Genomic DNA, 12,959 nt, shown 5'->3' with positions numbered 1-12,959 from the left:
CTATTTTTGAGAATAGTATCTACAACTTAGATGAATAATAACTTTCTTCGCGGATTTCTTCTAAATTCTTAATCGTTGGAGCATCTTTTTGACCGTGTACACGGACAATTTTAGCTGGTATACCGACAACAGTCACATCACTAGGAACATCTGCCACAACAACCGCAGCAGCGCCGACCTTTGCATTTTCACCGATTTCAATCGGACCGATTAGTTGCGCATGAGCTGAAATAAGCGCACCTTGACGAACCGTCGGATGACGTTTCCCACAATCTTTCCCTGTGCCTCCAAGAGTGACACCATGATAGAGCATCACTCCTTTTTCTACAATGGCCGTCTCGCCAATCACTAAACCACTCCCGTGGTCAATAAAGACACCTGAAGCAATCTGTGCCCCCGGATGAATCTCAATCTGAGTCCAAAAGCGCCAAAATTGGCTATGCATCCGAGCTAAAAGTTTACATCCATGATTCCACAGAAAGTGAGAAAGTCGGTGAGCAGCCAAAGCCTTAATCCCAGGATAAGTCAACAGCACCTCAAGTGAGGAGCGAGCTGCCGGATCATTTTCTTTTACAATATCTATCGTCTCTTTCCACCAACCCATGATGACTCCTTTCTAGCTTTAGACTGAAGGCAAACACTTAGCAACCTGTCTAGTCTTGCGACTTTTCTTCTTGAACAGCTTTATGCTCTTTATGCGTTTTATGATGATGTTTTTTCTCCTTATCCTCTTTAGGAGGGCGCGGAAGCAATGCTTTCATAGAAGCATCCACACGACCTTTTTCATCAATCTTGATGATTTTGACATCTACTTCATCACCAAGTTGTACCAAATCTTCAACCTTATTAGTACGCGTCCAAGCCATTTCTGAGATGTGCACCAAGGCATCTGTCTTGTCAAAGAGATTGACAAAAGCACCGAATTTCTCAATCCGAACCACTTTGGCATGATAAACTTCATCTACTTTTGCTTCACGCACAAGAGCTGCAATGATTTCTTTGGCACGGTTAATCGCATCTTGATCGCTAGAGTAAATAGAAACATTTCCTTCTTCGTCAATGTCAATCTTGACACCTGTTTCTGCGATAATCTTGTCAATCGTTTCACCGCCTTTACCGATGACAATCTTAATTTTATCAACATCAATCTTGATTGTATCAATTTTTGGAGCGGTTGGAGCGAGTTCTGGACGAGGAGCTGGAATTGTACGTTCAATCAAATCTAAAATTTCAAAACGTGCTTTTTTAGCTTGAGCCAATGCTTCTTGCAAGATTTCAGCAGTAATTCCTTCAATCTTGATATCCATTTGAAGAGCAGTAATTCCTTCACGTGTACCGGCCACCTTGAAATCCATATCTCCGAAATGGTCTTCTAAGCCTTGAATATCTGTTAAAATCGTGTAGTTGCTACCATCTGAAATGAGCCCCATAGCGATTCCGGCTACAGGCGCTTTAATTGGTACCCCACCGGCCATGAGAGCAAGTGTCCCAGCACAAATCGAGGCTTGTGAAGATGAACCATTTGACTCAAGAACTTCTGCTACCAAACGGATAGCATAAGGAAACTCTTCTAGACTAGGGAGAACTTGCGCAAGTGCACGTTCACCAAGAGCTCCATGACCGATTTCACGACGACCTGGTGCACCATAACGACCCGTTTCTCCTACAGAGTATTGTGGAAAGTTGTAGTGGTGCATAAAGCGTTTCTTGTATTCTGGATCTAAACCGTCAACGATTTGTGTTTCGCCCATCGGTGCCAAGGTCAAGACAGATAAAGCCTGCGTTTGCCCACGAGTAAAGAGACCAGAGCCATGCACGCGCGGCAGATAGTCAATTTCAGCATCCAATGGACGAATTTCATCTACCTTACGACCATCTGGACGAATCTTGTCCTCAGTAATTAAACGCCGTACTTCTGCATGTTCCATTTGCTCTAAAATTTCAGCCACATCACGCATGATGCGGTCAAATTCTTCATGCTCAGCATATTTTTCTTCGTAAAGGGCTATAACTTCGTCTTTAACAGCTTGAGTTGCGGCTTCACGAGCTAATTTTTCTTCTACCTGAACGGCTTTTTGAAGATCGGCATTATAGCCTGCTACAATTTCTGTTTGCAATTCTTCATCCACACGAAGAAGCTCAACTTCTGCTTTTTCTTTTCCAACTGCTGCCACGATTTCTTCTTGGAAAGCAATCAATTCTTTAACTGCTTCGTGACCTTTTAGAAGGGCTTCCAACATTAGCTCTTCTGACAATTCTTTGGCACCAGACTCAACCATGTTAATTGCTTCTTTGGTTCCTGCAACAGTTAATTCCAGTAAAGAAGCTTCTTTTTGTTCTTGACTTGGATTGATGACCAATTCTCCATTGACATAGCCGACCTGCACGCCAGCAATTGGACCGTTAAAAGGAATGTCTGAGATTGACAAAGCAAGAGATGAACCAAACATGGCTGCCATAGGTGCCGAAGCGTCTGCATCATAAGAAAGAACCGTATTGATAACCTGCACTTCATTGCGGAAACCGTCCGCAAACATCGGACGAATTGGACGGTCAATCAAGCGAGCTGTCAAAGTCGCATCTGTCGAAGGACGACCTTCACGTTTGTTAAATCCGCCAGGGTATTTCCCAGCTGCATACATCTTTTCTTCATAATTGACTTGAAGTGGGAAGAAATCACCAGTCGCCATTTTCTTTGACATGACGGCTGCCGTCAGAACAGTGCTTTCACCATAGCGCACCACTACGCTACCGTTTGCCTGTTTTGCCACTTGACCTGTTTCAACTACCAAGTCTTTACCAGCAAAAGTAGTTTTAAATACTTGCTTTGTCATATATATTCCTCGTTGAGCTTATACTCAATTTCTAATTTTTTTATACGTCTTGCCTACAAAGATCAAGATACAAAGCATTAAAATTGATTGGTACTTAGTACCTAATCAGTTTACGCTAATCGCTAAATGCCTTGCTAAGTCAAAGCCTCTTGCCAAATAATACCGATTTAACAAGTTCCTGTCGCAAATCTCGTTAAACGCTCACAATGTTCATCTGCTGTACTTTTGAAATAAACAAGGATTGTCCCTAATAAGCCTTTAAATCCTCATCTTTGTATCAAGCACGTATAAACCTTATTTTATCATATTTTCAACTAAAAGAAAAAGCCTTAAAACAGCTTTTTACCAAGAATTTTTGAGAATTTAGTGATAATTTTTGAAATGCTGTCTATTTATTGCGTTTTTCTGCTATACTAGAAGAAAGTTAATGACAAGGAGAAATAGATTTATGGTTGAACAAAAACAACGTTCTGAATTTCCAGAAAATGAACTGTGGGACTTAACAGCCCTCTATCAAGACCGAGAGGACTTCTTGCGTGCGATTGAAAAAACGCGTGAGGACATTAACCAATTCACACGTGATTATAAGGATAACCTCCATACTTTCGAGGATTTTGAAAAGGCTTTTGCTGAATTGGAGCAAATCTACATTCAAAGAAGCCATATTGGCAACTACAGCTTTATGCCGCAAACAACGGACTACGGTGATGAAAGCTTTGCACAGATTGCGCAAGCTGGTACAGATTTTGAAACAGAAGCCAGCGTTGCGCTTAGCTTCTTTGACGCAGCTTTGGTAAATGCCGATGAAAAAGTACTCGACCGTCTCGGACAACTACCGCATTTGACTGCTGCAATTCGTCAAGCAAAAATTCAAAAAGCTCACTATGTAGGTGCTGATGTCGAAAAGGCTCTGACAAATCTTAGTGAAGTTTTTTACAGCCCACAAGACATTTACACCAAAATGAGGGCAGGTGATTTTGCCATGGAGGATTTTGAAGTAGACGGAAAAGTTTATAAGAATAGCTTTATCAGCTATGAAAATTTTTACCAAAATCACGAAAACGCCGATGTACGCGAAAAGTCTTTCCGTTCTTTCTCAGCTGGACTTCGCAAACATCAACATACTGCTGCTGCAACTTATCTGGCTCAAGTGAAATCTGAAAAGCTGATTGCTGATATGCGGGGATATGACTCTGTCTTTGACTATCTTTTGGCTGAGCAAGAGGTAGACCGTTCTATGTTTGACCGGCAAATTGACCTCATCATGACAGAATTCGCCCCTGTTGCACAAAAGTTCCTCAAACACGTTGCTAAAATCAACGGTCTTGAAAAAATGACCTTTGCAGATTGGAAATTGGACTTGGATAGCGCACTCAATCCTGATGTCACTATTGACGACGCTTACGAACTAGTAATGAAATCCGTTGCTCCGCTTGGAGAAGAATACACGCGCGAAATTGCCAATTATCAAAAAGAGCGCTGGGTGGATTTTGCAGCTAATGCCGGCAAGGACTCCGGAGGCTATGCAACTGACCCTTATCGTGTGCACCCTTATGTGCTCATGAGCTGGACGGGTCGTATGAGTGATGTATATACTCTGATTCATGAAATTGGTCACTCTGGTCAATTTATCTTCTCAGACAACAGCCAAAGCTACTTTAATACCCACATGTCAACTTATTATGTAGAAGCTCCTTCTACTTTTAATGAGCTGCTGCTTAGTGACTATTTAGAGCATCAATTTGATAATCCACGTCAAAAACGCTTTGCTTTGGCTCACCGCCTAACCGACACTTACTTCCATAACTTCATTACTCACCTCCTGGAAGCAGCTTTCCAACGCCGTGTTTACAATCTGATTGAAGCTGGTGAAACTTTTGGTGCTGCTAAACTGAACAGTATCATGAAAGAAGTTCTGACCGAATTCTGGGGTGATGCGGTGGAAATTGATGACGATGCTGCGCTCACTTGGATGCGGCAAAGTCACTATTACATGGGACTGTATAGTTATACCTATTCTGCAGGTCTCGTTATCTCAACTGCTGGTTATCTTCATTTGAAAAATTCTGAAAATGGAGCCCGCGATTGGCTCAACTTCCTCAAATCCGGCGGAAGCAAAACGCCTCTTGAGTCAGCTCGCATCATCGGTGCAGATATTTCTACTGATAAACCACTCCGTGATACCATCCAATTCTTGTCAGACACAGTTGATCAGATTATTGCATACAGCGAAGAATTGGAAGAATAACAGAAACTATTCAAAAGGGAGTGGGACAAAAATCGGTAATTTCGAAGAAATTTGATTTTGTCGTCCCACCCCCGCACAGTTGAGTAGGCTGTAAAGGTTGATTTATCAACCGCATAGAGCCCACTCAACCACTGCAACTTGCAAGAAACTCATAAAAATCGACGAGGTTAAGGACTTTTGTCCCAGCCTCTTTTTTCGTCTGTAACTAATCTAAAGATCTTTCTGTTCACTTTTCTTCCAAGCCAAAGTCACTCGTCAGCTTGGCAATGATTTCTCTAAGTAAACTTTTATTTACATCATATTTCACATCTTTATGGTCACGGTTAAAAAGCAGGAGTTTTGCATTGATGAGCTTTTGAGTATGAAAAGAAACTGCTGCTCCAGTAATATCTAACTCTTCAGCAATCCGTTTGCTCTTTGCATACGGTTTAGCTAATTCTACCATAACATTATAGCGTGTGCTATCACTAAGTACCTTGAGAACTGCGGCAAACGTATCCATATCCAGTTCTGTTCCACTTTTAAGTAATTGATCAATGCGGCAAGAAACGATAAAATAATGGCTCTCACTCGGTTCTGTTTCACTAAAATAAGATACAAACTGCACCACCCATGGACTGACAACATAAAGCCTAATAAATTGATTTTCTTTAAAATTCCAATCAAAATGAGATAGACTAGCAGACTCTGCAATGGTATTCTCCAATGAAAAGGATGCCGCATAAGCTCTACGTTCAGCAGCACTTTTTTCCAAGTAAGGCTGGTAAAGCGGAATAAGTTCCCGAGACAATTCTATTAACTCTTTCATAGCTTCAAGTGGTTTCCGATAAAATTGACTGAAATACCACTTAGTTTCTGATTTAATAGATGATGCTTCTAAATAATCCCAAAAATCTCCACTTTTAGCCATGTGCTCAGGACCTGTGTTTAAGAGATCTTTTAGCTGTTCTCTTATCGCTTCGGCATCTAGCTGCAAACAGTAGGCATGTACCGCTTCAACAGATTTGGGCGTCAGCCCCTTATCTACCATCTCCAAATAGCAACTTTGTAGCAAGGTGATTCCATAACCAGTCAAATAATACGTTTCCATTTTTTCCTTATAAGGTTGAAACAAAAGGCGAAGCTCCTCCATCACAGGAAAAACATCTTTAAAAAGCTCACGCTCTTTGCCACTAAAACTTTCGATAGTCTCTCTTCTATCCTGTATCAGAGTAGATAGAGAAAACTGCTCCATTAAATCACTTGCTTGTTCTGAATACTGTACTTCCACCATTATCTTTACTCCTTCTTTAGTGTTATCTTATCAAATTCACCCTAACAAGTAAACTGTTTGGAAAGCTATTGCATCACTTGTTTAGCATTTTTTCTGGGCACTTTCAGTGTATAAAAGAATAAAATTGATGATAATATTAAAAATAAGAAAGCAATTTGGGCTGATGACAAGAACGTTACCAAAACTGCTACTAGCATTTGACAAAGAACTAAGCCTAATGTGCAAAAACTACTAATCCCCGCACTGATTGTCGCCAAATGCTCCTCAGGAAGCGATGAAATGATAAAAGCATTCATCTTCGGCTGAAAAATGCCTACGATAACCATTGTCAAAAAATTCACCAAGAAAATAATATAAATACTGTGGAGTAAAAAACCAATAAAGAGAGCAGGAGGCATGAATACGGAAATCTTCAGCAAAAACTCCATACTTACTTTTTTTAATACGGTCGTTACCAAAACACTCCCCAAAATATTTCCTATCAAAGTTACAACTGTAACGGTTGCTATAGTTGTGGCTGGATTGATAAATGCAAAACTGGGATTTTCTTTCATATTTAGGAGGAGCAGTGCATTCTCTGCTGCAAACACAGCATTTAAACCAGCAATAGTGAAAATAGAAGTCTTTAAGATGGAGATATTCTGAACAGTTTGATAAGATTGCTGCAAACTATTCCATGTATTTTTAATAAAATGTCTCTCTTCCTCACGATTCTCAACAGAAGAATGAATTGGATTATCTTTGAGCAGATTATTTAAACTGGGACGAAGTATCAGCATTATCAAAGCACTAACTACAAAAGTTCCAGCATTAAAAAATGCGAGGTGTTGATAACTCATCAGCCCAGCTAAAATTGCTCCACTGGATTGAAAGAGAATCTTTAGGATAGAGCTTGCTCCTTGACGAAAGGCATACATGGCTTCACGATCTTCCATTGGAATAATACGAAGGCTGAGTGGTATATGCAAAGCATCTTCATATTGACCAGCTAGATCAGATAAAAGATTGACCAATACAGCTAAAATCACTACCCATAAAGCTGGCTGAAAGCCCATAGCCAGACCAATGAGCAGATACAGTCCTGTCCGAAACAGAAGCGTCACCAAAATCATATCTACTTTCTTCTTAGTACGATCGCCACACATGCCCATGAAAATCATCGTCAGAAAAGGCAAACTTTCAGATAAAGTCACTAAAGAGATTGCAAATTTTGCTTCTGGCAATAGCAAAATATAATTCATTAAAGCCAAATAATAGAGTACATCTCCAAAATTAGACAACATATCCGAGATGAAAGTTCCCATAAACAGTTTATTTTGCAATATTCGTTTCATTTCATATCCACTTTCTTTTTATTAAATTATTGCTTAATTTTTGTTAAACATAATTATACACTTAATTTTAAATAAGTAAATACTTTATTTTTAGTTTTATTAGAATCCTCAAGAATCTCTTTTAAGTATCCTAGTGACTAAAAGTTTTCAGGCACCTAAAACATAAACCTTGTAGTATCAATACTTTAAGGGTACTGTCCCCGCCATTCTTACGACCTATCTGGACAAGGTCTTTTTTTATTGTTTAAAACAAGAAAATCATTGGTGTAAACCCTTTCTTGTCATCTCAAAAATTTCAAAAAGGGAATTTTTTGCACAGAAGAGGGCAGCGTTCTTTAATCACGAACAAACATAGCCCCGTTCAAAATTTGGTGGGGTATTTTCCGAATTTTAAGCGCACGCCCCTGCTCTTTCGTACACCTATTTTATTTTAGGTTTACAATTGATGTAAAGCAAATATTTTGTTAATTTATATTTTTCGATCGCTCGCAGGTCATCAGCTCTTTTTTACTATTTAATAGAAGAAAACGCAAAAAAATAACTCATCTAAAAAATAATTAGATGAGTTAAACGCTTGATACTGTTGAATTCGCGAGAGGTTGCAAAATATTTTTAAAAAAATTTGAATAAAAGTATTGACATAATATTTAGATTATGTTATACTTATATTGTGAGGTTGATAAATACCTTGCCAAAAAATAGAAAGGAGAATGATATGAAGCGTTTGGAAAAACGCAAACAAAAAGAGTCTAAGCGACAAGAACACATCACTATCAAGCTACTACTGATACTAGCTATATTAGAAGTCATTGATAAGTTGTTAGATTTGTTGCTTAAACTCAAGTAGGGCGAAGGGGCGAGAGCCCCTACACCCTATATTATATCAAAAAATATAGGTGAAATGCAATGAGAAATAAATACAATATAATCATCATATTATTAGTTATTGCTATCTTGCTTAAAATTATAGCTATGTTAATTTAGCAGAAAGAAGAGGAAGACATGATAGAAGAAAAAGAGAAACGCAAAGGTTACGCAACCAAAGAGCAGCAGGCCGCCGCTAATCGGCGCTGGGCTGAAAAAAATAAAGAGCATAAAAATTATTTGAGCAGACGTTCAAACGCTCGCGGATTTATTAGAAATCTAGCCACAAAGGAAGATTTAACAGAGCTTTCAAAGCTTATCGAAAAAAATTTAAAAAAATTTTAAAAAAAGTATTGACATAATATTTAGATTATGATATACTTAATTCGTAAGGTTGAGATAGACCTTACGAAATAAAAAAACTTGCTACACTCTCAACCGACCAAAGCGATAGTGTAACAAGCCGTCCAACACTCAATAGAGCGCTGTATACATAGTATACCATAGCGTGCCTGTTGAGTCAAATAGGTACGTTTTTTCGTACCTCGCAAAGAAAGAAGGTATGTTATGACTGCGCAAAAAACAGGAAATAAAATATTTGTTAAACGTGATTACGATTTTGATTTAAACGGTTTTACATTAACATACACTATTAAAGTATATGATGTGTATGAGGTTGAATATAAAGACGATAGAGGATCTTATTATAAAATAGAGCACATAACAGTAGACGAGTTTACTATGACAGACAAAAACATTGAACAAGACTATAATGGCATTCTTTCTGACATGTGGAAAGAGTTAGAAGAAACTTACAACATTACAAATAGAAAATACGCTTAAATACAATCCCTTTAAACAGTTAAGAAAATGAGGTAAACAAAATGAAAACAAGATGACTCGGTTTTTAAAAAGCTCTACAAAAACGAAGATAATGCAGAAGAAGAAACCTCAAAACAAGATATTTATAACTTCTTCTTTTTTAAAGACGATGCTGAAGAAGCAATCAAATTTTTAAAAATGTAAAAGGAAGAAAAGGAGAAAAATAAAATGATTAAACAACATACAGAACAAGAAATCTTGGAAATCCTCAAGGAAATAGAAATTGAACCGGATATGGTTGACATTTGGGAAGACAGAGACGGCGACATCAGCATTGAAGCTCGTGGCATGGCGCCAGCCGGAGAACGCGAATTCAAAATGAAACAAATTGGACACGTCGACAATGGCATTGTGTGGCTTGACTAGACAGCAGGTGAACATCATGAAAAAATCAATCATTATCATTACAACAATCATTATCACGCTTACTATTGCATTTGGATTTTATCAACTTGAAAAGAAAAATCAAGAACTACAACAGCAAATAAACCAGCTATACGAGTACAACGAAAAATTAGATTATCACGTTTCGGGATTGCTTGAAAAATAAAAGATGCTAAATAGAATACGACTAGAAAGCTTGACAAGCTTTCTAGTCATTGAAAGGAGAAAACAAAATGATTAAAGTAACAAAATACAACAAAGTTTATGCAGTAAGCGAACAAGAAATCGAAAAGCAAATCTATATTTTCTTAAATGAGCTAAAAATGAATGAAATGGGAGAATATACTGGTCTGGTGGCAGGCGAAGCCGTCACTCAAGAAGATATTGATAAAGAAATCAGCAAGCTCAAAGATAGAATCGAAAAACTTAAAGCGCATGACAATGACTTAATCGCTTCCCTTTTTGTTTGGACAAAAGAAGATGCAGAGCGGGTTCGCAAAGAACAAGAAAGATTAGGAATTGCTGATTTGTTTGAAGACGACGAAGAAGAAATATTTAGCGTACCTGTCGAATAGTTGAATAAAAGAGGTATAAGATCATGAGAATAATCCAAGAAATAAATGAAATTTATGGTACTAACTACAAAAATGCTGAACAATATCTTGATAAGGTGATGAGCGCACTATTTGAATTTGAAGAATTTGATGATTATTACAATGCATTAGAAGCAAGCGGCGACCAACCTATGCTACAAACATTTTTAGCCTACTATGCAAATTGAGAAATACGAAAAAGGAGAAATGTCCTATACTGCCGCTACTATTAGAAAATACAAGAAGAGAGTAGCAGAGTTAGAAGCAGCTGCCGCGCAAATCGAAAATACAGAAATTTCACAAAAAGCTCAGGCGCTGATTGAATCGGGTAAAGTCACACAATGGAAGAAACATCCTACAATATATTTTGTGAAAGGCTATCGCAAAATTGCCGTAATCCTTGATACTGACGGACATTTTAAGTTATCGGCTAGGTACTATCCGCACGATGACAAAATAAAGCAAGAAATTTTAGAACTGATAAATTGAAATAAAAAAGACCCTAGCAAAAGCTAGGGTTTACTTGTTTTATTTAAAAGAGATTTTATCCATGCAGCAAATGGTTAGTGTCCCAAACTGAGAGCCAAATTTGTCCGCTCGCTGCGAGGGTGATATGCCGCCAATAATAACTACCAGAGCCATAAGCTCCCTCACCGTCAGAGACAACTTTATTAGGATTTATGACAAAATAGCTACCTACTTTCGTCTCTTGGTCGCTAATCACATTGCCGCTTGCGTCTGTGATGTCGATGTCTGCAACATCAATGCCATTGTCTGTCCAGTCAAAGTCAACTGGGCAGAGGTCATCACAACGAACTTGCCAAATGCCGTTAACAAATTGCAAGTCGTTTACTTGATAAACCTTTAACTTGCTACTTGCTTGTGATTGAGTTGGTGTAGCCTGCGCTTGTGCGTTTAAACGGTAGACGGTTTCGCGAGGTCGTCCGTTGATTTCCCAGATTTGGTTGTAGTCGTTTTCGGTCACGCCGTCATAGCCGTAATTACAATGGATCATAGTTGTTGGACTTATCATAATCATAACGTGACCAAATGCGCCAAGCGAACTAGAGCTATCACGAGGGCCCCAAATCACCACGTCACCACGCTCGAAATCGATAGAACCATCCACGCCATCATAAACGCAATTGTACCCAATTGTAGGCAAATTGCTCTTCAGCGTCTCTGTGTTGTTATTAAGGCTCAATCCGACCGCTTTACTGACCGCGCTAGAGCAATCATACTCAACTCGTCCGTCTCTGTCTGCGTCATTGCCGTAACGATCGCCCATGTCATAATACACAGGAGTTGCTTGCAACCTGCGCATCTCTGCGATACTTGATTCAATTCTACTCATGTTTATTCTCCTTTTTCTGTTTCTGTTTGCTTTTCTGTATTTTCTTTATCTTTGTCATCCTTTACAGTATCGTATCCTAATGCTTGCTCAGAATCACCAAATCCTGATGTTGTAGGATCGGGAATGATATTAATGAAGTTAAAGATTGACATTACCAAGATGAATGGATTAGAAAATGCTTTCGCCATCAAATCAAACAACACATTCCAACTTGTAATATCATTAACTTTAAGTCCATAATATGTAAGAATAGGAATAAATACTGCTACGAATACCCTAGTAACAAATGCTTTGTTCTTTTTAGTAAAACGGATTTTCCAGTTAATTTTATTCATTATTTGTCTCCTTTTTATTTATCAAATTGACTTGCGCCAATAATATAAGTTACTTCACCTACCAGCTGAACAGGTGTCGGAATTTGGTGAATATTTTTTCCACTAGTAAATACCCGTCCGTCCGGCATAAATACAAGATCTACTGTTGCTTGTGGATGAATTTTATTCTGATGAATAACCTTAGCTGTAAACGTTACAGCGTGCGCCGGTTTAAATCCTTCGGGGATTCTTTCGGACAATGTAAATTGACCATCGTCCCAACGTTGAGTTGCACTTTTAGAAATATGAGCGCGAACCTCTCCTTCTTCATCTCGTGCCAAATATAATTTCGTTCCAAACCCAAAATTGAAATTCCCTTCTGCTACTTCTGTTAGTTTTGTCATCTTATTTCTCCTTTTCGATTTTGTTTTCGAGCTTGTCAATTTGCTCATCAAGGTAATTCGTTCTTTCCTCTAAGCGATAAGTTCGCTCTACTACGCTATTATGCTTTTCCACCTTTTTCTCTAACTCCTGAATCCGAAAAGTGGTTATCTTAGCACTAGTAATAATCCCGCCGAATGTGCCAATCAACGAAGCGCTAATCGTCACGACCGCATTTATGACGTCTGGTGCCATATACTACTCCTTTTTCTTTGTTGGATCATCCCAGATTGGTTCGCCCGCTTCGTCAAATTTCATAATGTAGAAATTCTTGTCAAACATATTTGTAAATTTAAAGGTTGTGATAGAATTGTTGTATCTATCAAACGCCCACACAAGCGGAACTTCTACCAACTTACGCTTACCACCTACAATTGCAGGACGCTTTTGTGTTTCCTTATAAATGTAGTAGTCATCCGTATCATTTTTAAAACGAAT

18 protein-coding genes are annotated in these 12,959 nt (G+C 38.5%); 9 read left to right on the top strand and 9 right to left on the bottom strand.

All coding sequences use genetic code 11. The features are described from left to right. Positions 1–19: 19 nt before the first annotated feature. A complete protein-coding gene (gene cysE, locus HMPREF2634_RS02410; RefSeq protein WP_003026242.1) occupies positions 20–604 on the bottom strand; it encodes a serine O-acetyltransferase in 585 nt (194 codons plus the stop codon). 49 nt (positions 605–653) lie between these two features. Continuing rightward, entirely contained in the window at positions 654–2,834 is a 2,181-nt protein-coding gene (gene pnp, locus HMPREF2634_RS02405; protein ID WP_003026244.1) for a polyribonucleotide nucleotidyltransferase, read from the bottom strand. A 448-nt stretch (positions 2,835–3,282) separates the two neighbouring features. Here pnp and pepF point away from each other — a divergent pair, with 448 nt between their 5' ends. Beyond that, the gene (gene pepF / locus HMPREF2634_RS02400; protein WP_021002073.1) at positions 3,283–5,082 is read left to right on the top strand and encodes an oligoendopeptidase F; all 1,800 of its coding nucleotides are present in this window, start codon (positions 3,283–3,285) and stop codon (positions 5,080–5,082) included. 226 nt (positions 5,083–5,308) lie between these two features. Here the strand turns inward: pepF and HMPREF2634_RS02395 are convergent, their stop codons facing one another. Beyond that, the gene (locus HMPREF2634_RS02395) at positions 5,309–6,355 is read right to left on the bottom strand and encodes an ArsR/SmtB family transcription factor (RefSeq protein WP_003026248.1); all 1,047 of its coding nucleotides are present in this window, start codon (positions 6,353–6,355) and stop codon (positions 5,309–5,311) included. A gap of 65 nt (positions 6,356–6,420) precedes the next feature. Continuing rightward, positions 6,421–7,689 carry an MFS transporter gene (locus HMPREF2634_RS02390; protein WP_021002075.1) on the bottom strand — a complete coding sequence of 423 codons (1,269 nt, stop codon included), beginning with the start codon at positions 7,687–7,689 and terminating at the stop codon, positions 6,421–6,423. A 715-nt stretch (positions 7,690–8,404) separates the two neighbouring features. Between HMPREF2634_RS02390 and HMPREF2634_RS10135 the strand changes: the two genes are divergently transcribed. From HMPREF2634_RS10135 to HMPREF2634_RS02360, 8 genes are all read left to right on the top strand, one after another. Beyond that, positions 8,405–8,536, top strand: a complete 132-nt coding sequence (locus tag HMPREF2634_RS10135; protein ID WP_257361985.1) for a hypothetical protein — start codon at positions 8,405–8,407, stop codon at positions 8,534–8,536. 155 nt (positions 8,537–8,691) lie between these two features. Further along, positions 8,692–8,898: a hypothetical protein gene (locus tag HMPREF2634_RS02385; RefSeq protein WP_070836250.1), complete on the top strand. Its 207-nt coding sequence runs from the start codon at positions 8,692–8,694 to the stop codon at positions 8,896–8,898. Between the two features lie 222 nt (positions 8,899–9,120). Further along, complete coding sequence (locus HMPREF2634_RS02380) at positions 9,121–9,396, top strand: hypothetical protein (protein WP_070836248.1); 276 nt, start codon at positions 9,121–9,123, stop codon at positions 9,394–9,396. 207 nt (positions 9,397–9,603) lie between these two features. Then, a complete protein-coding gene (locus HMPREF2634_RS02375) occupies positions 9,604–9,801 on the top strand; it encodes a hypothetical protein (RefSeq protein ID WP_070836246.1) in 198 nt (65 codons plus the stop codon). Between the two features lie 16 nt (positions 9,802–9,817). Continuing rightward, complete coding sequence (locus HMPREF2634_RS09980) at positions 9,818–9,985, top strand: hypothetical protein (protein ID WP_158255652.1); 168 nt, start codon at positions 9,818–9,820, stop codon at positions 9,983–9,985. A gap of 67 nt (positions 9,986–10,052) precedes the next feature. Further along, positions 10,053–10,394 (top strand): hypothetical protein, encoded by a 342-nt coding sequence (locus HMPREF2634_RS02370; RefSeq protein WP_070836244.1) that lies wholly within the window; start codon positions 10,053–10,055, stop codon positions 10,392–10,394. A 23-nt stretch (positions 10,395–10,417) separates the two neighbouring features. Continuing rightward, on the top strand, positions 10,418–10,600 hold the full coding sequence (locus tag HMPREF2634_RS02365) for a hypothetical protein (protein ID WP_070836242.1): 183 nt from the start codon (positions 10,418–10,420) through the stop codon (positions 10,598–10,600). Further along, a complete protein-coding gene (locus HMPREF2634_RS02360; protein ID WP_142350293.1) occupies positions 10,590–10,901 on the top strand; it encodes a hypothetical protein in 312 nt (103 codons plus the stop codon). Before HMPREF2634_RS02365 ends, HMPREF2634_RS02360 begins: the two co-directional genes overlap by 11 nt. Before the next feature lie 55 nt (positions 10,902–10,956). On the opposite strand, the gene HMPREF2634_RS09975 is transcribed toward HMPREF2634_RS02360, so the two are convergent. From HMPREF2634_RS09975 to HMPREF2634_RS09970, 5 genes are all read right to left on the bottom strand, one after another. Continuing rightward, positions 10,957–11,766: a lytic exoenzyme target recognition domain-containing protein gene (locus HMPREF2634_RS09975; protein WP_180363040.1), complete on the bottom strand. Its 810-nt coding sequence runs from the start codon at positions 11,764–11,766 to the stop codon at positions 10,957–10,959. A gap of 2 nt (positions 11,767–11,768) precedes the next feature. After that, positions 11,769–12,101, bottom strand: a complete 333-nt coding sequence (locus HMPREF2634_RS02350; protein WP_070836238.1) for a phage holin — start codon at positions 12,099–12,101, stop codon at positions 11,769–11,771. A gap of 14 nt (positions 12,102–12,115) precedes the next feature. Next, entirely contained in the window at positions 12,116–12,484 is a 369-nt protein-coding gene (locus HMPREF2634_RS02345; RefSeq protein ID WP_070836236.1) for a hypothetical protein, read from the bottom strand. A gap of 1 nt (position 12,485) precedes the next feature. Further along, the gene (locus HMPREF2634_RS02340) at positions 12,486–12,716 is read right to left on the bottom strand and encodes a hypothetical protein (protein WP_070836234.1); all 231 of its coding nucleotides are present in this window, start codon (positions 12,714–12,716) and stop codon (positions 12,486–12,488) included. 3 nt (positions 12,717–12,719) lie between these two features. After that, a partial coding sequence (locus HMPREF2634_RS09970; RefSeq protein WP_070836232.1) for a hypothetical protein occupies positions 12,720–12,959 on the bottom strand: 240 nt, incomplete at its 5' end.

The organism is Streptococcus sp. HMSC034B03, from assembly GCF_001838575.1.
Lineage (GTDB): Bacteria > Bacillota > Bacilli > Lactobacillales > Streptococcaceae > Streptococcus > Streptococcus anginosus.
The sequence above is the reverse complement of the archived record's forward strand: the minus strand, read 5'-3'. Positions and strand labels throughout refer to the sequence as shown.